Consider the following 19,890-nt stretch of genomic DNA (forward strand, 5'->3'; position numbering starts at 1 on the left):
CTTTCAGCGTGCATTGCTGATCTGGGCGAGGAATTCGGTGTTGGTTTCGGTCTGTTTGAGGCCGGTCAGCAGCAGTTCGAGCGCTTGCTGAGTGTCGCGGCCGGAGAGGGTTTTTCGTAGCGACCGGGTGGCTGTGAGCTCATCGGGGGTGAGTAGCAGTTCCTCTTTGCGCGTGCTCGATCGGTCGATATCGATGGCCGGGAACACGCGCCGGTCGGCGACGTGCCGGTCGAGCTTCAGTTCGGCGTTACCGGTGCCCTTGTACTCCTCGAAGATGACGGTATCGGCGAGCGAACCGGTCTCGACCAGAGCCGTGGCGATGATAGTGAGCGAGCCACCGTTCTCGATGTTGCGCGCGGCACCGAGGAATTTCTTGGGTGGCGCGAGCGCCGCGGCGTCGACGCCGCCGGAGAGAACTCGACCGGACCCGGCGGCAGAAAGGTTGTAGGCGCGGGCGAGTCGCGTCAACGAGTCCAGCAGCACGACGACGTCGCGGCCCATCTCGACGAGTCGTTTTGCATGTTCGATAGCGAGTTCAGCGAGGGCGATATGTTCGCGGGCCGGCTGGTCGAAGGTAGCTGCGGCGACCTCTGCGGGCACCGCGCGGGACAAATCGGTGACTTCTTCTGGACGTTCCCCGACCAAGACCAGCATCAGCTGGCATTCGGGATGGTTCTTGGCGATGCCGTGCGCAATGGATTGCAGCACAGAGGTTTTGCCCGCCTTCGGTGGTGCGACGACAAGCGCGCGCTGGCCTTTACCGATCGGCATGATCAGGTCGGTGACGCGTGTGGTCAGCTCGTGCGGCTCGGTCTCCAGCCGTAGGCGGTCTTGCGGATAGATGGGGACCAGGTCAGCGAAGTGCGGACGCGACTTGGCATTGCCTGGAGGCAGACCGTTGACGCTGTCGATTCGGATCAGCGGTGCAAGTTTGGCGCCGTCATTTCTGAGTCCGACTGTGCCAGTGAGGGTATCGCCGCGGCGGAGTCCGTATTCGCGGATCAATCGCGGCGCCACATGAGCGTCGCGCGGTCCGGGTAGGTAGCCATCGACGTGTAGCGAGGCGTGGTTGTCGGTGATGTCGAGGATGCCGGTGACCGACATCGCTCGAATGTCTGCGTTGGCTTCGGCCTGGGTATGAATAGTGTTGTTGTGCATGGTTTCTCCTTTGGGAGGGTGGGTTTGGGTATGGCTTTTCGCCGTGCGAGCCTGCCTGTGGTGCTCGTATGGCGGGGCATCGTGAATTGGGCACCACATGTCCCGGCGGTATTCGGGGACCGAAGTGGCGAATCAGAAGTCTTGCGGGAGGGAGCTATCCACCTACATCCACAAGGCGAAGACTGCACTCAAGGTAGCTGCAGTTTGTAGAACACGCAATAGTGCAGAGTTGTTCCCGTGCTCGCGGCACGGCCCGTCGGCCCCCGCCGTCACTGCGTAAGGCTGACTACGCGGTGGAACTACCCCGCGGTCGGGGGCTGGTCGACGAGCTGGGCGAGGTAAAGCTGCTCACCCAATCTGTCGAACAGCTCGAGTTGCGTTTCGAGATAGTCGACGTGGTGCTCTTCGTCGGCGAGGATCCCCTCGAGCAACTTAGCGGAGGTGGCGTCACCCTTTGCGCGGCACATCTGAATTCCAGGACGCAGCCGCTCGACCACTTCGAGTTCGATCGAAAGATCGGACTGGAACTGCTCTTTGACGTTTTGGCCGATCCGCAAAGGAAGCAGCTTCTGGTAGTTAGGGAGCCCTTCGAGGAAGAGGATGCGATCGGTGAGTATCTCCGCGTGGGTCATCTCTTCGATCGACTCTTCGCGAGTTTTACTGGCGAGCTTGGTGAAACCCCAATTGGCCTGCATTTTTGCGTGCAGAAAGTATTGGTTGATCGCTGTGAGTTCGCTGGTCAACTGTTCGTTGAGGAGAGCGATCACTTCGTCGTCGCCGCGCATGACTAACCCCGTTCATCTCAGCTGAGAGGAACGTACCACTGACATGGCTGAGCCATACTCGATATTCTGGGATTTGATCTAGACGGTAGCGCTTCGCAGCGCCGCCCAGTCTTTCAAGATCCCGTTAATCCGATCGACGCAGGTTCCACATCCCAATCCCGCTCCACAGCGCTCGCCGATGGCATCGGGAGTCTGCGCGCCCGCAACACAATGCTCGTGCACCTCGGCTTCGGTAACCGCCTTACAGATACATACGAACACGTGAACTCCCAACTAGATTAGGTAAGGGTTACATAATCAAGCGGGCGTGCGCAAGACCGTGACGGCCAAGCGTGATAACGGATACATCGGCGACCGGCCCGAGCGCGTCGGCCACGAGGCTGTTGCTGCGCCCGCCACTCGACGGATGCTGCGCCAAACGCCTGGTCAGCAGCTCGACGTCGGCGAGGGGACCCCTCAGATCACTGGGCGGCTGCGTAATCGCTAGTGGCCGAGAATCAGCCTGCGCGCATCGTCAGCGGGCATCGCGCGGTGGAACAGCCAACCTTGGGCGTGCTCGTAGCCGAGGCTGGTGAGCGCCTCTAGTTGGGCGTCGGTTTCGACACCTTCGGCGATGACGTCGAGTCCCAGCGCCTGAGTCATACTGCGGAGCGCGTTGAGCAGCGACCGGGCGTGAACGTCGGGAAGCGGTTGCACCAACCTGCGATCGATCTTGATGCTTCGCAGTAGGCCCTTCGCGATCAATTCGCCGAGGCGTGCCAGGTTCGAGTAGCCCACGCCGAAATCGTCGATATGGAATCCGAGTCCAGCCTCGCCGATTGCTCGCAGGGTGCGATCAGTGATCGGATCGGGGGTTCGATGATCGCGGTCTCGGTGAGTTCGAAGGAGAGGAGGTCGGTCGGCAAGCCGACCTCGGAGACTGTGCGCAGGATCAGGTCCGGCAACGCCGGATTTTGCAGTTGACGTGCGGAGAGGTTGACGCTGACCCACGCAGGTCGATCTGCGCTCGCGCTGGATTGCCAGGCAAGCGCGGCAGACAGGGCTTGCTGCAGCACTGTTTCGAACAGGTCGTCGATCAGCGGGGATGTCTCGATGAGGGCGATGAACTCGCTCGGACTTACCCTGCCGAGGACTGGATCGGTCCATCTGGCGAGTGCTTCGAATCCGGCGATCGACCGGTCTTGAATTCGGACGACCGGCTGAAATTCGGTGGTGATGCCGCCCGCGGCGATCGCGCGTCGGATGCGAGTCGAGACGCTGAGGCGCCGCGCGGAACGGTCGTGATCGGCACTGTAGAACTTGTACGTCCCGCCGCCGGACCCCTTCGCTACATGCGCCGCGCCGTCGGCGTGCGCGAGCAGTGACGACGTCGTCGGAGTGCTGCAGGTGGCCGCGCCGGCAATTCCGATGCTTGCGCTCAACCACACCTCCGCCTGTTCGGGCCCGCCGTCGACCGCGAGGCTTAACTGCAGCGGTCGGGCGAACTGGGTCAGGAGGTCTTCCGCGTAGCCGATGAGCCGGTTCGTGTCTGTCTCTTGAACGACGATGGCGAACTGATCGCCGCCGAATCGTCCGATGATCGAGTCGGCCGGTAGGACGTCGGATACTCGAACGCCCAGCTGCCGCAGCACTTCGTCGCCGGCAGCGTGGCCATGGGTGTCGTTGACGTCGCGGAATCCGTCGATATCGACGACCAGCACAGTCGCGATGCCTGTTGCTGTCAGGATCGTGTCGAGCAGTGTTTCGACATGGGTGCGGCTGGCCAATCCGGTCACGCTGTCGGTCAGCGAAAGACGTCGCTGCGATCGTTGGGCCTGAACGAGGTCGGTGACGTCGACGCAGATGCCGAGGCTGCCTTCGAGTGCGCCGCGCTCGTCGAACAGCGGGGTGTATTGGGTGTCGAAGATTCGGCCGTTCAGTCTCGTCTGCAGTCGGAATTCTTCGCCCATCGTCGCGCGGGCGAACTCGTCACGGAAGTCGGGCCGATCGGGGTAGATGTCGAAAATACTGCGTCCGACGAGTTGGTCCGGTTCGAACCCGAGCGGCCGAAGTCCAGCCCCACTGGAGAAAGTGATCATGGCGTCGAGATCGACTGCGAAGACAATCGCCGGAACCGCCCGGAGGAATTCCGCGACTCGAATCGGGCTGACCGCGAGGCTGCCGGGTGTGAATTTCGGCGACCAGCTATCGAGCTGGGCAAGCGTGGAAGCCGAGACCACGGTGGTCCTCCCAACATTCGACGAGCTTATGGACATCAGTCCCGACACCTGATATTCCAACTATTAGTCGGTTTATCATGACTTCGCCGTACCAAGAGTACTCAGGAACCCTGAGTATTGTCGAGCGAGAGCAGGATTTGCATGGATTTGAGCGGATATTCCCTCGGTACGCTCGTCTCCATCCTCGAACGCACGCTCCAGGACCACATTCACGAGGGTCTACGTGCCGCCGGGTGCGGCGACATCACCCGCAGTCAAGGCATCGTCATGCATATGCTCGATCGCGAGGGGACTCGGATAACCGCAATCGCTACTCGTGCGCGGATCAGCGTCCAGTCGGTGTCGGAATTGGTCAACGCGCTGGAAAAGCAGGGCTATCTCGAACGCCGCCCCGATCCGGCTGACGGGCGGGCGAAACTCGTCATGCTCACCGCGAAGGGTGAACTCGCGGTCGTCGGCGCGACCGGCGGTTTCGACAAGCTCGGGAACACCTGGGGCCGCACGCTCGGCCCCGAACGGACCGACGAGTTCAAGCGGTCGCTGGTCGACCTCGCCCTCGCAACCGGAATGGAGCACATCCGCTGAATCAGGGCTGCCCGTCTCTGTTGCTGCAACTGAAGGCTCGGACCGTTCGGCGCGCGGTCTCGGAGATGAACTCACGGTCAACCTCGTCCGTCGTGAACAAGGTGCGGAAGTAGATCGGGCTGGCCGCCATCTCGAGCAGGGAGCGGGGATCGGTGTCGGGCGAGATTTCGCCACGGTCGCTGGCTCTTTCGACGAGAGCGCCGCTCCGACGAAAGCGGTCCTGCCAGAAACCGGCCTGAGTCAGCCGGATGTCCGCACCGTCGTCGGCGCCGGACAGTGTGCCGTAGAGGATGGCCCGCACGGCCCGATTGGTGAGAACGGCGGCGATATCGCTGAGCAATTGCTCTAGATCGCCCTGCAGCGAGCCTGTGTCAGGAGTGGCGACGTTGATTTGTGTGAAGCTGGCAAGGAGGTCGGCGACCAGGTTCGCCTTGGTCGGCCAGCGTCGATACACGGTCGTCTTGTTCACTTGTGCGCGCTTGGCCACGTCCGAGAGTTGCAGACGCTCATAGCCGATCTCCTCCAGAAGCTCGAGGGTCGCAGCATGCGCAGCGGCGACTACGCGCGCGGAACGCCCTCCCGGTCGCGGGCGTAGCGAAGCGGTGGCGTCGGTCACCGATCCAGTTTGGCAGCAAACCTTGACGGGGTGGGGCGCAACAGCATATAAAAGCAACTGTAGATGCTTTTATGTCAGTCTTTCGAGGTTAGGCCGCCGGAACGCCACCCTCACCTGTGAGAGCAATCCAGCGAACGGAAGAGACTCATGTCGAACAGCAAATTGACTATCCGTGCGGTGATCGATGGTTCTCCCGTCTCCCGTGACGAAGTGCTTGCCTGGGAGGCCGCCCGAATCCCGAAGGCTGCCCGCAAGATTGGTCTGCCGGTCCCCGCAGGCGACGTTGCCAGGCAGAAGGTTGCGTTCGCCGACAGCAAGGTCGCACTGGACCCACACGAGATACGCCGCCGTCTTGCTCGTGACATCCGCTTCGCCGATGTGACCGCCAGGGCGACGACGAGGCTGTCGTTCGGCCGCCGCTCTACCAGCGTGTGCGAGCTGCACGTGACTCGGGGAACCGCCAACGAGTTCGTCGACTGGTTCACCGATGTCGGCCGAGATGACTACGTGCGCAGCATGATTGCCGCACACCCCGATCATTTCCTCATCGACACTGCGACTGACGGACGACAGGAGGTCATCGAGACCACTGGCGGTAGCCCGCTTGCGACGCGGTTCTTCGTCGACTACGAGGACACGTCGCCTCTCGTCACGCCTCGGGACCCGGCGTTCGCTATCGAGGCGGCAGGGGTTGCCCGTACCGAGGGCGGGCTGGCCATCGGAGGCGTTCGGCACGAGTTCTGCGACGAGGCCAGCGGCTTCCGTGCTCGTCTGTGCGTGGAGTTCCCAGCCCTCACGGCGCCACACATGATCGCGCAGCATCGGTGGCATCTGGCGTGCGAATTCAGCAACTGGATCGAGGCCGCATTCAGTAAGTGGTGACTGTGCTTTGCTACCAACCTATTTCGGTAGCAACACTTCGCCTTCGAGGCCGTCGGGGTCGCGGAAGAACAGACTCAGTGCGGAGCCGAAGTCGTTAACGTTGCCGTCGCTCGCGCCGTGCTCGACCAGTCGTTGCCGAATCTTGTCGAAGCTCTCCGCGGAGGCGGCTTGTAGGCCGAAGTGGTCGAGGCGCCCGCGTCCCCACATAGGTGTCTGACGATCGGGCTCGGCATTGCCCTCGATCGTCACAACGTTCAGTTCGGTGTGGGGGCCGATGCGAATCATCGTCATCGTTTCTCCGGGCTGCTCGCCGTGCGGCTTCGTCGGCCCTACCTCGGCGTCGAAAACGTCGGTGTAGAAGGCGCGCAATCGATCGATGTCGTTGGATATCAAGGCAATATGGTTGATCCCGTTCAGCAACATTGCTTCACTCCTTCGGTTCCTCTTTTGCCCGATTGACCGCGATCGAAACCGTAACGCTGTCGGCAACTTTCAGGGTGCCGGCGAGCAGTGAGTAGGGTTTGATTCCGAAATCGGATTGGCGCACATCGGCCTCGCCGAACAACCGCCAGGCGCTGCCGAGATCGTCGACGCGCAAATCGATAACACGCTCTTGGGGCTTTCCGTGAATCTCGAGCAGGCCTGAGAGGCGATAGTCGCCATCGCCGACACTGTGGACCTTGCTTGCGCGGAAATGAATGTGGGGAAACCGTTTGACGTGCAGAGACTTCAGAGCGTTCGTCCGGACAATCGACCGCTCGGCACCGGATATGGGCTGCAATCCACCCTCGCCCCGCAACACCTTGAACGAGCTGACATCGACTGTGAGGTCTGCGGCGGTCGGTTCGCCGTCGACCAACGACACCGTTCCTCGCCAGGCGGTCATTGCGATGGTGAGTCGATGACCCATTCTCGCGGCCCGGCCCGCGACTCCGGTACGGAGTTGTAGTTCCCCGTCGGACTCGTCGAAATGCCACGCTGTGCGAATCATCGGTCGACAGTATCGCGCCGACGTTAACGATCACGCTGAATCCTTTCCCCGACGTGTCCGCACAGATCGGTACTTCTTCCTGAAATTCATTGATCTACAAGCGCAATCGCGACTCGTGCAGATCGACAACGGGTCGCCCGCCGCGGCAAGGCAGGGGATTGACTTCATCCAGATGCAGTACGTTCGTGCTCGTGAGTGGGCGGTGGAATTTCGCAGCGTGGCTGCATATGGAGTTTCTCCACCTCGCGGGTCCTCTGTGTAGTGGCTAACGGCCGATCATGCACAGAACCAGCTTCAGGCTGGGGATTCTCGCTGTCGGGCAGAACATTTGCGACCCGACGCATTCCTACTCACCGAAAGTTGAACACTTCATGACAACGACCACTACTCATTCGCCGGCCGCTACCCAGCGTTCCGATGACACCACCGATAACGGGGACGCGCACAGTCACGCGACACCGGCCACGGTGGGGGACAGACGCCCCCGAGCGGCTGAAACCGGCGATCCGCTGGTGCTTGGGTTGCCGCTGATTGCACTCGGCGCCGTTGCGCTCGGACTGCAGTTGATCGGCTATGTCGACGCCTCATCGGTAGGTTCGCCGCTCGCGATCCTCATCGCCGCAAGCGGACTCGGTCTTCTGATAGCAACGATCTGGTCTACTCGCCTCGAGTCGACTCCGGTGTCCAGTCCGTGGAGCAGTGGCAGGTCACTGCCCACAATCGTGCTCGGGGCCTTGGCAGCGTTCTTCCTGAGCTACGGCGCGCTGGTGCTCGGTCTTGTGCATTCGTGGTACGGCATCCAGCCGGCTGATATTGCGCACTCCCAAGCGCTGTTCCAAATCAGTTGGCTGGTTGCGTTCGTGATCCTCGCAGTTGCGAGCGTTCGATTGCCCGCGGCGTTCACCGTGCTTTTCGGCGCCTTCAGCGTGGTGCTGATTCTTCTACTGATCAGCACGCTCAACCCGTCAGACGCGGCTGGCAAGATCGGTGGCGTTGTTGTGCTGATCATCGCGGCGGCCGCGGCATATGTGTTTCTTGCCGTTGCGTCTGCCGCGAGCGGTGGGCGTGAGTACCCGATCGGTGCGCCTCTGCTGAAGTAGCCCGATCGCGGTTCGGATCGATGACTGCCCTCGCCGATCAGGCGGGGGCAGTCATCGTCGAAACTGCGATTGCTATTAAGAATGACATGTCATTCGGCTATATTGCCCTAGTCGGTCGCATCGTGGCGGCCGCCAGGAGGCTGCCATGTCCATGCCCGAAATCTCGCCAGAGGTTGCTCCGGCCACCGCGATGTTCAGCGATGGTGGTGAGCTACCCGCGGGCGTCCGGGGTATCGCCGATCATCGGTTCGACGCCGTCGTGCGCACCTTCGCCCGTGCCTTCGCACGGCGACCCGGGATCGGCGGAGCTCTCGCCATATCGGTGCGTGGGGAGCCAGTCGTCGACATCTGGGCGGGCTCGGCCGACACCGCCGGAAGGCTATGGACGGACAACACCGGCACCATGATCTACTCGGCCTCGAAAGGAGTCTCGGCCACAGTTTTGGCAAGGCTCGCAGACCGGGGCCTTCTCGACTATTCCGCCCCCGTTGCCGAATACTGGCCGGAATTCGCCGCCAACGGCAAAGGGGCGATCACCGTCGAACAAGTTCTCAGCCACCGCGCGGGTCTGTCGTCTCTGCCTGCCGCGGACATGGAGGAGGTCCTCGATCACGAACTGATGGAGGAGCGATTGGCGGCCGCCAAACCCGATCGCCTACTGGGTAAACCGATCTACCACGCTTTGACTGTCGGTTGGCTGATGGCGGGGATCGCGCGGAGCATCACCGGTCGGAGCATGGCGCAGCTTTACCGCAGCGAGATTGCAGATCCACTGGCAGTCGACGGAATTCACCTCGGGCGACCGCCGGTGGGCGCGCCGACCGTTGCCGCAGACTTCGTGGGCTCTGTGAAAGATCGTGCCGATCGTGGAGTGCTTCCGGCGCGAGTCGTCGCGGCGAGCCTGCGCCTACCGCGTCCCCTCAAGGCACCGCTCGCGTCGATCCACGTGCCTGGACTCGAAGGTATCTTCGCCGGCGAACGACCGCGAATTCTCGACACCCACATGCCGGCAGGGAACGGGGTGTGCACCGCATCCGCGCTCGCCAAGATGTACAGCGCGTTGGCATGTGACGGCGTAGTGGACGGGCGCCGCTTCCTGTCTGCCAGTACTGTCCGCGAGCTGGAACGCGTCCGCAGCTACCGCCTGGACCGGGCTCTGGCAGTCCCGTTCTGGCACCTCGGCTACCACAGCTTTCCTTCGCCGCGCGCGCCTCGCGGATACGGCCACATCGGCGCATTCGGCTCAGGTGGCTGGGTGGATCCGCGGTCGGGACTCGCCGTCGGATTTGTGCACAATCGCATGTCCTTGGCCTGGGCGCCCGTAGACAATCTCTTCCTGGTGCCGCTGATTCATCAAGCGCTCAGAGGCACCAGAGCCTAGCGCCGGTCCTACTTCTGGGCCGGGGGCCTGAAGGCATGTCCGAGCGCTTCGGTGACAGCGACCTCGATGCGGGTCGACGGGGTCGTGCAGTCGATGTCGGTCGAGTTGTCGGCAAGGGTCGGCGATTCGGTGCACGAACCGGACGCGATGTCGCTGTTGGTCTGGACGATCACCGTCGTGTCGGTTGTCGTGTCGTGATACAGGCTGGTGTTGTATCCAGGCGTCTCGCCCGTGTGGCCCACCCAGCCGTCGACGCAAGCCAACGAAAGTCCGTACGCGTAATCCGGCGATTCGGGGAAAGACGTCAACCGCTCGGTCTGCATGGGAGCGGGTAGCAGGCCCTGCCCGGTGGCCAATGCTCGTCCGTACGTAAGCAAGTCGTCCATCCCGGAGATCATTCCGCCGGCGGTCCACATCCACGATGGGTTCCAGTGTGTCGAGTTGGCAGGCTTCTCGGGTGTCGCTGTCAGGCCTTGCAGCGTGTAGCCCTGGGAGTATGGCGCGGGCAACTCCGTGGAAGTATTCGGCCACGTCGTGTTCGTCAATGCGAGTGGTTCGATGATCTGCTTCTTGAAGACCTCGCCCACCGGTTGGCCGGTCACCTTTTCGATGACCAGGCCCAACAGAACAAGGTTCGTGTTCGAGTAGTCGTACTTGGCGCCCGGTTCGAACAGCGGCGACTTCGCTACGCCGTACGCCACCAATTCCGTTGGGGTGAATACCGTCTCGGTGTTGCCGAACAGCTTCTCGTCGAACTCCTTGTTGAACGTATAGCTCGCGACGCCGCTGGTCATGTTCGACAACAGTCGCAACGTGACGCGATCCCCGTTCGGCACCCCGGCGATATATTTGTCGATCGGGTCGTCGAGCGACAGCTTGTCCTGCGCCGCGAGTTGCAGTAGCAGCGTGCCCGTGAACGTTTTGGTGATCGAGCCGACTCGCGTGTGCAGGTCCGCCGTCATCGGCGCATTGGTGTCTGTGTCGCTACTGCCGTACGCCTTGATCCACGTGCCCTTCGGCGTCCGTACGCCCACGATTGCGCCCGGTGTCGCATCGTTCTTGAACGAAGATTGCACGGCCGCATCGAGTTTGGCGACGAGGTCGGCCGGTAGCGCGGTGGTGACGGCCGAAGCGTCCAATTTCGTGGAGATCGCCTTGTCGACATCTGGCACGCACTGCGAAGGCGTCGGCGTTTCCTTGTCGCTCCCGGTGGTCGAGTCGCTGCATCCCGCGATGACCAGGTTGGCGGCAAACAGTAAGGCGATTGCTTTGACGGTGCGAGAGTGGCGGTGGCCGAGTTCCGTCATCGAGTCTCCCGTGAAATGGGCGGCAATGAGTGCTGAAAGTGTGCGCCGCGGCACGATCGTAACGTCGTGCACCGCAGTGCGACTGCGATTCGAAAGTCGGCAGAGTGCAGCACTGGAGCTTGTTGGACAGATTCGCGATGTTGTGCGCATCCTTGACAAAGTCGTCCATATGTAAAACGATGGGCGGTGCCAACGATGTGCAGCGCCCAGGGTGGCGCGCGTAGTAGGAGGTCGAATGAGGCAGGCAGTGCCGAGTGACGCCGTAGTCACGTCCGGGCTCGCGGCTGATGTGGCCGATCTGTACGAACGCACTCGCGCACAGATAGGTGACGAGGACCTCGACCACATCCGTGACGTCGCGGCGTATTCACAGGCGATAAAGGATCGGAGCCGGGAACTGCTCCAGCACGGCGATTCGCCTGATGCCTTCCGTCGTGGTGTCGTTCTGTACGCCCTGCACACTTTGCTGGAGTTCTCCGAACTCGGGCACAACATCATGCACGGCAGCTACGACCATCTTCCGAACTCCGGTGAATTCCACTCCGACCGATGGCAGTGGGACTTCAACGTCGATCCACGGGAGTGGAAGGTGATGCATCACCAGAACCATCATCCGTTCACCAACATCGTCGACAAAGACCACGACCTCGGGTATTCGATCGTCCGATTGCAACCGGGCCAGGATTGGTTCGGGCACCATGCCGCCCAGCTGGCGGTCATCGCACCCGTGCTGCTGTCGGCGATGTCGTATTACATGGGCGTTCATTCGGCGATCGCGGCTGCCCGGACAGAGGGTCGTCCGATGCTGCACCCGTCGACGTTCGAGGCAATGACCGGCCTGATCGCTAAGCACGCCATGCGCGACTACATCCGTGAACCGCTGCAGGCGGGTTCCCGGCTGCTGCAAACGCTGGCCGGCAATGCGCTCGGCACCACCCTCGGCCACGTCTCGGTGTTCTTGCTCGTCGCGATGGAACATCACACACCGAATGTCGACGTGTTCCACGATCCCGGTCCCGACGAGACACCGGACCAGTACTACGAGCGACAGATCCGGGGGACTACGAACTTCGACGCCTCGGCGCGCTTCGACAACTGGCTGAAGTTCATCCTTGCCGACGTCGACTACCCGAACCCGCCCGATTTCCGAATCTTCTACGGTGGGCTCGACACTCACCTCGAACATCACATGTTCCCCGATCTGCCGCCGAACCGGCAGCGCGAGCTGCAGAGTGCAGTTCGGGCGCTGGTCGCACGTCATGACCTGCCCTACAACACTTTTCCGATCAGCGGGCTCATCCCGTTTGCATTGCAGAAGCTCTTGCTGCTGGCGCTTCCGCTCGGCGAACGTGAAGCGAGCAACCCGCTGAAGTTATTGCGCGGGCCGATCGACGCCGTCCGCAGGCTTGCCTACGGCGCCCGGTTTCGGGCCCATCCCGACTCCCCATATCTGGACGCGCCGAAGTTCTTCGACGCGCAGGCAAAGGTCGTAGACGTGCGCAGAGAGGCGAACGGACAGGCGCACTGGTTCCGCATCGAAAAGCCACGCGGTTGGGAGCACATCGACTGGGCGCCAGGCGCTTTCATTTCGGTTCGGGTCTGTGTCGGCGGCGAGACATTGGTCCGCCAATACAGCCTGGTCAACGACGGCATCGGCGCGGCTCATTTCGAGATCTGCGTGAAACGGGTTGCGGACGGCAGGGTGTCCAATGCGCTCAACGACCACGTGTGTCGTGGCAAGCGGATCACGTTGGTCGGTCCGCCGGTCAGTGACGGCCCGTTCGTCATGGATCGTGTTCCGCCCCGCCCGGTGTTCATCGCCGGCGGCGTCGGTATCACGCCGATCATCGCCATGCTGCGCAAGTTCGCTCATGAAACACCAGACGCACATGCCACCCTGCTCTACTTCAATCGCGACGAGCGTTCGATCGTTTTCGAGCGCGAACTGCGAGAGCTGGCTTCCAGAAGCGGAATTCGAGTGGTGAACTTCGTCGATCACGCCCCGACACGACGCAAAGGCTTAGTCCAGGAACGAATTTCTGCAGAGCTCCTGGCCCGTGAAGTGCCCGACATTGCCGAACGCGATGTGTATCTGTGTGCGCCCGGCGCGGTCATCGATCTCGCACGCGGCTTCTGCGCCGAACTCGGCGTTCCTGAGGCGAGCTTCCACACCGAGTCGTTCAGCCCGCCAGCACTGGACAGACCGGCCGCGGGTGCGGACGAGAATTACCGGGTGCGTTTCCGTCGCAGCAACATCGAGGCTGAGGTGGACGGTTGCACCACCCTCCTCGAGGCGGCACGCACCGCCGGAATTGATGTCCCGACCGGATGCGAACGCGGTATGTGCCGTGCCTGCGTGACTGGAAAGTTCAGCGGCCGTACCCAACTCGACCCGGACGGTGTGCAACTGGCACGGATCACTGTCTGCACCAGCCTGCCCATCTCCGACATCGAACTGGACCTCTGAGCCATGATCGCGAATCCGTTGTCGCGCTTGCCCTACCCCGACGCTGCGCGGAATCTTCTGCGCCACACGGTTATTTCCGCGGTGGACGAACTCGTTCGTGCCGACGGCTGGGCTTCGACCTCGTTGACTGCGGTTGCGAAGGCAGCGGGTGTGAGCCGGCAAACCCTGTACAACGAGTTCGGCAACAGGCGCTCGATCGCCGAGGCATACATCGTGCATCACCTCGATGCCTTGCTGGATGAACTCACGCTCGAGCTCGAGAGCGGGAACGATCTGTCCGCGACATTGCGTGGCGGCTTCACCCGGTTCTTCGATATCGCAGACGTGCCACTGGTACAGATGGCACTCGCGGCCGACAACGCAGACGTGATCGAGCTGGTCAGGGTTGCCAACGAGCGAGCGACCACGCGACTGGCAGCACTGTTTCGCCAAGTGAAACCGAGCATTGCCCGTGAGGACGCGATTGCGTTCGCCGACGCAATCGCACGGGTCGCGGTCGCCCATGCTGTTGCGCCTACGATTCCACCGGACGAAGCCGTCGATCGGCTGGTTCGGCTTGCCTCGGCGTTGATCGGACCGGCCGTCGACGATCGCAGTGCGACAGGGTCCTGAACAAAACTGGCGCGCAGTCGATTGTCAGCTGCTCAGATGTTCGCGAATTGCGTGCGCACATTCGACGGCCGCCGCATGCGCATCTGCGTCGACGAGCATCGTGGCGAAGCCGTGGGGGAGATTGTCGAACCTACGCACCGTGGCGTCGACTCCGGCGTTCACGAGCCGTTGACCCAATGCCTCACCCTGGTCGCGCAACATGTCCATCCCGGCGGTGGCGATGTAGGTCGGCGGCATACCAGAAAGATCCGTGGCGGCGGCGACGAAGAATCGCGGATCGTCGTTGTCCGCCTTGCTTCCTCGATAGAAATCGATCGCGCGTGCGACGCCGTCGTAGTCGAGAGGTGCAGTGAACAACCGAGACGACGGGTATCGATCTAGATCCCAGTCGACCGCCGGGTACAGCAACGCGACGAACGCGGGCCGATATCGCTCGTCGTGACGTAGGTGGAAGGCCACCGACGCCGACAAGTTGCCGCCTGCGCTGTCGCCCCCGATGCCGATCCGGCGCGGGTCTACGCCCAGCGCCGCTGCGTTGTCGACGGCGAAGCGGTAACTCGCGAGCACGTCCTCGAACGGCGCGGGGAAGGGGTGCTCGGGCGCCAGTCGGTACTCGACGGACAGCACCTTCACCCTGCCATGGTCTGCCAGCAGCGCCGCGACACCGTTGTAGGCGTCGACGCTGAGCAAATGCCATCCGCCGCCGTGGACAAGGACGATCAAGCCCGGTTTCTCCGGCAATCCCTCGGGTTCGTAGAGACGCGCTACGAGCGGACCTGCGGGTCCGTCGATGGTTCGTTCGGTAGTCCGAACTCCGCCCGACCGCATCGGCGTGGCGACTCGGATCGCCCACTCGCCACGGGCGCGATGTGTTTTCGACGGGGGGCTCTTCGCGGCGAGGTCCGGTTTGGCGATTGTGGACAACAGTTGCAGTCGCGGAGTCATCTGTTGCCCGTCCTGGACGGGCCGCGGTATTACGAACTGCAGCAGCGAATTCGGGACGGACAGTGCTGCGCGAACCGCAGACTCCGGCACTTTGAACAAGAGACCACTCCGTCGTTCGTAGGCGGGATCAGCGACAAATGACACAATAGGGCCCGCTTCGGCGCCATACGCCGCTCGGGCTTCGTCAGGTATGTCTGTAATTAGTTGCGCCGGAAATTGCGCCATCCGGAATGATGCTTCGTTCTGCGAACGCTGGGTATTCGAGATCCAGAGATAGGGTCAGCAATCCGACAGCGGAGGCCCAAAGAAATTGAAACCGATGAACGCGATGTCTCAGAAGCCCGATCTCGACCGGTCGGACGCGGTGAGAACAAGATCGGTCGTCGATACAGCGACAGGCGTCTTGATGGCGCTGTACGGCTTCGATGCAGACACCGCCTATGCGGAGTTGGCTCGGGTCGCACATGCGCAGGAGGTCAGCGTGTTCGCTATCGCGGCGGCCTTGGTCGATTTGGCCAGTTCGACCGATCGAGCGCCCAGTGTGGAATCGCGGCGCCCCGACCTGATCGATCCGCAGTGGCGCGAAGATCTGTCCTTTCGGTCGGCTCCAAGGCAATTCGACGGTCACCGTTGAGCGGCCGGGTAGCGGGCGGCGCGTAGTACCGCCATCAGAGTCATGCCGACAATCGCGTGTTGTCCGTGATCGACTCCTGACCCGGCGTTTATCGATGAAAGCTTGAAATCTGCGATCCAGCACGATCGCGCGAGCCCTCGGGGTCCGTCGTGGATCGGTGGGACCAAGCAGGTAGCGCGGCAAACGCGAAACATCTACGTCATTTTCCCGACCTACTGTGGTCACTCTGCGGTTCGAGCGACCGCACGAATTCACGTCGCACCCAAAAGGAGGACGGAATGACGCACCCCGACAGCAACGCGCGCTTGATGATCGATTTCGCATGTTCGTGGCGGCGATTCGGTGGCGGGCCGGACGAAGACATCTTGGTCCGTTTCGGCCTGACGGCGCACGAGTTCTTCGGTCGATTGGAGCGGATCCTGCAGGCGGATCAACATCGCTTGGACGAGCAAACCGCCAACGAGCTACTGAAGGTATGCCGGCGGCGGCTGTGGACCCACCGAAGCGACCCCACCTCGACATCGAACCCCCTCCGACCCACGGCCTGAGCGTCTCGTTCGGAACAGGGGATAGGTTCCGATCGCCGTTGCTCGCCGACGTGGTCGGTCGTCGGCGCATGTTCATTCTCGCGGTAGCGCGGACCTTCATGGGGCGGACGCAAAGTTGTCGGTGCCTCCAGTGGGCAGCGCGTAACCGCTATGTCGGCGACGGCCCCAGCGCCGAACCTTCTCGATAAGCAGCAGGTTCTTTGAGTTCGATGAACAGGGCATGGCTTTCGGTCTCGCCGATGTTTTCTCCGGCGTGTTCCTGCGCGCTCACCCATCGCGGTTGACCCATGGCCAGTTCCACCTCGACCTCGCGGCCGCCGGCGCTGACGCGCCGCTGGAAGGATGCCAACGGGACCATGACCGTATCTGGATGACCGTGCCAGTGAGTGCGCTGTCCGGGCCGATCGCGGTACTCCAGGATCCGCACCCGATCGTTCTCGAAGATCACCCGATAAAGCTCGGCGTCGGTGACTGTGGGGTCTGTACTCATGGCCGATCCTCGTATGCTCGACGCGCTTTATATGGGATCACAGTACCATGAAGGGCATCTCGGTACCATAAACCGTATGGCAGTTCCATACGAGGTCACCGGTCGGCGCAGCCAGAAGGCTCGCACTCGTGCGGCACTTGTCGCCGCGACGCGCGCGCTTTTGGGTGAGGGCATGATCCCGACTGTGGAGGAAGCGGCCAGTGCCGCGGATATCTCACGGACTACTGCATACCGATACTTCCCGAATCAACGTGCACTGTTGAGTGCGGTGCGACCGGAGATCGAACGTAGCTCGCTGCTTCCCGATCCGGCACCTGCTGACCCAACTGCCCGCCTGGACCTGGTGATGACCGAATGCGTGCGGATCAGCCTCGACTGGGAGCCCGAACTGCGCACCGCACTGCGACTTTCGCTGGAACCCGAACACGCCGAGATGCCGGTCTTGCGCGGTGGTCGGGCGATCGGTTGGATCGAGGACGCCCTGGCTCCGTTGCGCCCCACCCGTCCTGACATCGACACCAAACGGCTCGCGATGGCGATTCGTTCGGCAACCGGTATCGAATCGTTGATCTGGCTGGTGGACGTTGCGGGCCTGTCCCGGGACGAGGCCGCAGATGTGTTGCGCCGCAACGCGCAAGCGCTTCTCGCCCACGCGCTGTGCTCCGATCCGGATGTAGTCACACCACGCGACTGAGTGCGATCACTTGGGGGACAGGATCCCTTCCAGGTCCGCGTCTTTGATCGGGGTGTCTCCGTTCTGCTGTGCAGAGCAGAGCAGGTCGATGGCGAGGATTGCGGCGTCGACTGCGGTGCCCGCGGGCTCCGCGTCGTTTCCGCTGTCCTCCTTCAAGAACTTTGTGACGGTGACTCGGCGATCGTCCTGGTCCTGCTCGAGGTAATCGCTGCAAGACGTATCGCCGCCGCTGTTCACCGCCTCTTCGACATCGCTGCAGCCACCGAGGAGCGCGGCCGAAAGAGCGAAGCTACCGATCATTATCGGCCGGAAAACCGGTCCAATCGACACCATTTGGTACCACCGTCTCTCGTCGACATCCTGGTTACTGGTCGGCTGTGTCTACCCCCATTTGCGGATTGCCAACCTCGCCGAGCGCTATGCGCAATTTGGCCCGTAATTCCTGGGCGCGTCCGGGTGGACACGGGTGCCGCGTCCGGTAAGTCTGTTCTGGTGCGTCGCGTCGCGGTTCCCCTGCTGTCGCTGACCGTGGGAGTGGTACTCGCGGACTCTGCGATCGTCACGCTCGCGCTGCCCGAGATCCTGCGGCACCTCGGCGGGAGCGTCGCGCAGGTCGCATGGGTGCTTATCGCGTTCAACCTCGTCCTTGCTCTGATCGTCGTGCCCGCAGCATGGGCCTGCACCCGGTTGAATCCCGGGCCGATGTGCGCCGCGGGAATCGCCGTCTTCGCCGGTGCGTCAGCCGCGTGCGCATTGGCCGGCTCGATGGAAGCATTGATCGCCGCGCGTTGCGTGCAGGCGCTCGGCGGTGCGTTTGCGCTGGTCGGCTGTCTGGAACTGCTGGTCGCGGCAACCGACGAGAAACGGGGAGTCGCTCGCTGGACGACAGCGGGCGTGCTCGGCACCGCGATCGGTCCGGTTGCGGGTGGACTCCTCACGGAGGCGATCTCCTGGCAGTCGATCTTCGTTGTGCAGGTGCCGATCGCCGTGCTCGCGGTACCGGCCGCACTCGCGATCCCTCGCAATTCGGTTCCTGCGATGGACAAGCACCGCCCGGCCATTGCACCGAACGTCGCATTGATGTTGCTTTCCGCTGCGTTGACCGCCGCCCTGTTCCTGCTCGTCTTGCTACTCGTCGAGGGCTGGGGTCGCTCGCTGGCCACCGCTGCGCTCACGGTGTCGGTTGTGCCGGTCGCTGCGTTTTTTGCGACACCGCTCGCCCGACGGGTCCGTGCCGGGCCGCGCTCGGAGTCCGCCGCCGGATGTCTGCTCATCGCAGGCGGTCTTGTCGGGCTCGCGATACCACCGTCGGCGCATCTGGCCTGGACAATTGCGCCGCAGGCGTTGATCGGGCTCGGACTCGGGTTGACAGTGGATTCCCTGACGTTCGAGGCCCTGCGTGATCGGCTGCCGCGGGCGATGCACGGCGGTTGGACGATCGGCGCCCGGCATGCGGGTGTCGTTCTCGGTCTTGCGCTTTTGACGCCGGTGTTCACTGCCGACCTTGTCGATGCGCAAGTGCCCGCGCAGGAAGCCATAACCGGGCTCGTGCTCGATGCCCCCTTGCGTATGCAAGACAAGATCGACCTCGCAAAAGGATTGAGCGACCAGCTGCAGAGCGAGCGTGGCCGGGTGCCGGACCTGCATCCGGCGTTCGCAGCCCTGGAGGTTGCTCCCGAGCAGCGCCAAGCCGCACAGACCCTCGAACGCAACCTGGACGAACAGCTCGAGCGGGCGGCGACCCGCGCTTTCCGTGACTCGTTCCTCATCGGTGCAGCACTGGCGCTGGCCGCTCTCGTACCGCTGATCCCCTTCGGTCTGCTGCGTAAGCGGGTGAAGAAGTGACACGCGACGACGGCCTCACCCTGCGCGCTGCAATCCTCCCGATGGTCGCCGCGGTGCTGGTGAGCGTCGTTCTGGGAGTCCAAGTCGCCAACGGTGGCGGTGACTTCGTCCCTGGCCGCCCTGTGGACCCGTGTACTGCCAGGGTGGTCGAACCGGTCGCGAGCGGTATCGAAGCCCTCGGCGTGCGACTTGTTCTGATCGGGTTGGACGGTGCTGCCTGTCGCCTGCAGATCTCTCGCGAGGCGCTGGTGTTGCAGCTTGCGCTGCAGGGGGAGCGGACCGACGCCGAGATCGATGCGATGCGAGCGGGCCTGCTCGAGGCGGTCGACCGGATGAAAGCCGAAGGCACGCTGCCGCCTGCGTCCGATCTGGCCGACGAGGCGTTGGTCAACGCGGACCTGCCAGGTTACGTGAAGTCGCTGCTCCGCCGCCTGCCGGACTCGCTGGTGAACGGCGCGCTGAAGACCGATGACATTCTGCGCCGCGCGATCGCCGACCTCGACCTTCGCGCCGTACTCGCCGACATGAACGACACCGACGACATCACCCGCATGATCAACGCCGCTGTCACCGAAGCGGTGAAGGACTCGCTCGTCGCGCGGCTCCGCGACCTGCTCCCTGGCTGACCGAG

General features: G+C 62.8%; 23 protein-coding genes and 1 pseudogene. 12 read left to right on the forward strand and 12 right to left on the reverse strand.

Translation table 11 applies throughout. The annotated features are described in order from the left end of the window. Window positions 1-3: 3 nt before the first annotated feature. From JGU72_RS21025 to JGU72_RS21035, 3 genes and pseudogenes are all read right to left on the reverse strand, one after another. Window positions 4-1,134 (reverse strand): annotated as a pseudogene (locus JGU72_RS21025) (transcription termination factor Rho, short form); the annotation flags it as partial. Between the two features lie 323 nt (window positions 1,135-1,457). Then, entirely contained in the window at window positions 1,458-1,943 is a 486-nt protein-coding gene (gene bfr, locus JGU72_RS21030) for a bacterioferritin (RefSeq protein ID WP_199685982.1), read from the reverse strand. 78 nt (window positions 1,944-2,021) lie between these two features. Next, entirely contained in the window at window positions 2,022-2,204 is a 183-nt protein-coding gene (locus JGU72_RS21035) for a (2Fe-2S)-binding protein (RefSeq protein WP_199685983.1), read from the reverse strand. 46 nt (window positions 2,205-2,250) lie between these two features. On the opposite strand from JGU72_RS21035, the gene JGU72_RS21040 reads away from it, so the two are divergent. After that, complete coding sequence (locus tag JGU72_RS21040) at window positions 2,251-2,430, forward strand: hypothetical protein (protein WP_199685984.1); 180 nt, start codon at window positions 2,251-2,253, stop codon at window positions 2,428-2,430. Here JGU72_RS21040 and JGU72_RS31130 read toward each other — a convergent pair. Together JGU72_RS31130 and JGU72_RS21050 are read right to left on the reverse strand one after the other, a co-directional pair. Then, window positions 2,427-2,720, reverse strand: coding sequence for an EAL domain-containing protein (locus tag JGU72_RS31130; protein ID WP_199686135.1), 294 nt, complete (start codon window positions 2,718-2,720; stop codon window positions 2,427-2,429). The genes JGU72_RS21040 and JGU72_RS31130 overlap by 4 nt on opposite strands. Continuing rightward, window positions 2,684-4,162 (reverse strand): GGDEF and EAL domain-containing protein, encoded by a 1,479-nt coding sequence (locus JGU72_RS21050; protein ID WP_199685985.1) that lies wholly within the window; start codon window positions 4,160-4,162, stop codon window positions 2,684-2,686. The genes JGU72_RS31130 and JGU72_RS21050 overlap by 37 nt, the downstream gene beginning before the upstream one ends. Before the next feature lie 141 nt (window positions 4,163-4,303). Here JGU72_RS21050 and JGU72_RS21055 point away from each other — a divergent pair, with 141 nt between their 5' ends. After that, complete coding sequence (locus tag JGU72_RS21055) at window positions 4,304-4,747, forward strand: MarR family winged helix-turn-helix transcriptional regulator (RefSeq protein WP_199685986.1); 444 nt, start codon at window positions 4,304-4,306, stop codon at window positions 4,745-4,747. A gap of 1 nt (window position 4,748) precedes the next feature. Here the strand turns inward: JGU72_RS21055 and JGU72_RS21060 are convergent, their stop codons facing one another. Next, window positions 4,749-5,363: a TetR/AcrR family transcriptional regulator gene (locus tag JGU72_RS21060; RefSeq protein WP_199685987.1), complete on the reverse strand. Its 615-nt coding sequence runs from the start codon at window positions 5,361-5,363 to the stop codon at window positions 4,749-4,751. Window positions 5,364-5,510: 147 nt separating this feature from the next. Between JGU72_RS21060 and JGU72_RS21065 the strand changes: the two genes are divergently transcribed. Continuing rightward, entirely contained in the window at window positions 5,511-6,245 is a 735-nt protein-coding gene (locus tag JGU72_RS21065; RefSeq protein ID WP_199685988.1) for a hypothetical protein, read from the forward strand. A gap of 18 nt (window positions 6,246-6,263) precedes the next feature. Here JGU72_RS21065 and JGU72_RS21070 read toward each other — a convergent pair whose 3' ends face one another. Beyond that, window positions 6,264-6,668 carry a VOC family protein gene (locus JGU72_RS21070; RefSeq protein ID WP_199685989.1) on the reverse strand — a complete coding sequence of 135 codons (405 nt, stop codon included), beginning with the start codon at window positions 6,666-6,668 and terminating at the stop codon, window positions 6,264-6,266. Between the two features lie 4 nt (window positions 6,669-6,672). After that, window positions 6,673-7,236 carry a YceI family protein gene (locus JGU72_RS21075; protein ID WP_199685990.1) on the reverse strand — a complete coding sequence of 188 codons (564 nt, stop codon included), beginning with the start codon at window positions 7,234-7,236 and terminating at the stop codon, window positions 6,673-6,675. 371 nt (window positions 7,237-7,607) lie between these two features. On the opposite strand from JGU72_RS21075, the gene JGU72_RS21080 reads away from it, so the two are divergent. Both JGU72_RS21080 and JGU72_RS21085 read left to right on the forward strand, forming a co-directional pair. Then, window positions 7,608-8,336: a GPR1/FUN34/YaaH family transporter gene (locus JGU72_RS21080; protein WP_199685991.1), complete on the forward strand. Its 729-nt coding sequence runs from the start codon at window positions 7,608-7,610 to the stop codon at window positions 8,334-8,336. 145 nt (window positions 8,337-8,481) lie between these two features. Next, window positions 8,482-9,717 carry a serine hydrolase domain-containing protein gene (locus tag JGU72_RS21085; protein ID WP_199685992.1) on the forward strand — a complete coding sequence of 412 codons (1,236 nt, stop codon included), beginning with the start codon at window positions 8,482-8,484 and terminating at the stop codon, window positions 9,715-9,717. Between the two features lie 8 nt (window positions 9,718-9,725). Here the strand turns inward: JGU72_RS21085 and JGU72_RS21090 are convergent, their stop codons facing one another. Beyond that, window positions 9,726-11,024: a serine hydrolase domain-containing protein gene (locus JGU72_RS21090; RefSeq protein WP_199685993.1), complete on the reverse strand. Its 1,299-nt coding sequence runs from the start codon at window positions 11,022-11,024 to the stop codon at window positions 9,726-9,728. 235 nt (window positions 11,025-11,259) lie between these two features. Between JGU72_RS21090 and JGU72_RS21095 the strand changes: the two genes are divergently transcribed. After that, window positions 11,260-13,491, forward strand: coding sequence for a fatty acid desaturase (locus JGU72_RS21095; protein WP_199685994.1), 2,232 nt, complete (start codon window positions 11,260-11,262; stop codon window positions 13,489-13,491). A gap of 3 nt (window positions 13,492-13,494) precedes the next feature. Continuing rightward, window positions 13,495-14,103, forward strand: a complete 609-nt coding sequence (locus tag JGU72_RS21100) for a TetR/AcrR family transcriptional regulator (protein WP_199685995.1) — start codon at window positions 13,495-13,497, stop codon at window positions 14,101-14,103. Between the two features lie 24 nt (window positions 14,104-14,127). Here the strand turns inward: JGU72_RS21100 and JGU72_RS21105 are convergent, their stop codons facing one another. Beyond that, the gene (locus tag JGU72_RS21105) at window positions 14,128-15,138 is read right to left on the reverse strand and encodes an alpha/beta hydrolase (RefSeq protein ID WP_307828544.1); all 1,011 of its coding nucleotides are present in this window, start codon (window positions 15,136-15,138) and stop codon (window positions 14,128-14,130) included. Window positions 15,139-15,367: 229 nt separating this feature from the next. On the opposite strand from JGU72_RS21105, the gene JGU72_RS21110 reads away from it, so the two are divergent. Both JGU72_RS21110 and JGU72_RS21115 read left to right on the forward strand, forming a co-directional pair. Then, window positions 15,368-15,682, forward strand: a complete 315-nt coding sequence (locus JGU72_RS21110) for an ANTAR domain-containing protein (protein ID WP_199685997.1) — start codon at window positions 15,368-15,370, stop codon at window positions 15,680-15,682. Between the two features lie 278 nt (window positions 15,683-15,960). Further along, window positions 15,961-16,230 (forward strand): hypothetical protein, encoded by a 270-nt coding sequence (locus JGU72_RS21115; protein ID WP_233532722.1) that lies wholly within the window; start codon window positions 15,961-15,963, stop codon window positions 16,228-16,230. Between the two features lie 148 nt (window positions 16,231-16,378). Here the strand turns inward: JGU72_RS21115 and JGU72_RS21120 are convergent, their stop codons facing one another. After that, complete coding sequence (locus JGU72_RS21120) at window positions 16,379-16,720, reverse strand: cupin domain-containing protein (protein WP_199685998.1); 342 nt, start codon at window positions 16,718-16,720, stop codon at window positions 16,379-16,381. A gap of 76 nt (window positions 16,721-16,796) precedes the next feature. Between JGU72_RS21120 and JGU72_RS21125 the strand changes: the two genes are divergently transcribed. Continuing rightward, a complete protein-coding gene (locus JGU72_RS21125; RefSeq protein WP_199685999.1) occupies window positions 16,797-17,414 on the forward strand; it encodes a TetR/AcrR family transcriptional regulator in 618 nt (205 codons plus the stop codon). Between the two features lie 6 nt (window positions 17,415-17,420). Here JGU72_RS21125 and JGU72_RS21130 read toward each other — a convergent pair whose 3' ends face one another. After that, on the reverse strand, window positions 17,421-17,747 hold the full coding sequence (locus JGU72_RS21130) for a hypothetical protein (protein WP_233532723.1): 327 nt from the start codon (window positions 17,745-17,747) through the stop codon (window positions 17,421-17,423). A 123-nt stretch (window positions 17,748-17,870) separates the two neighbouring features. On the opposite strand from JGU72_RS21130, the gene JGU72_RS21135 reads away from it, so the two are divergent. Then, window positions 17,871-19,259 (forward strand): MFS transporter, encoded by a 1,389-nt coding sequence (locus JGU72_RS21135; protein ID WP_199686000.1) that lies wholly within the window; start codon window positions 17,871-17,873, stop codon window positions 19,257-19,259. Continuing rightward, window positions 19,256-19,885 (forward strand): hypothetical protein, encoded by a 630-nt coding sequence (locus JGU72_RS21140; RefSeq protein WP_307828531.1) that lies wholly within the window; start codon window positions 19,256-19,258, stop codon window positions 19,883-19,885. The genes JGU72_RS21135 and JGU72_RS21140 overlap by 4 nt, the downstream gene beginning before the upstream one ends. Window positions 19,886-19,890: the final 5 nt, after the last annotated feature.

The sequence above is a fragment of the Antrihabitans auranticaus genome (assembly GCF_016481275.1).
Lineage (GTDB): Bacteria > Actinomycetota > Actinomycetes > Mycobacteriales > Mycobacteriaceae > Antrihabitans.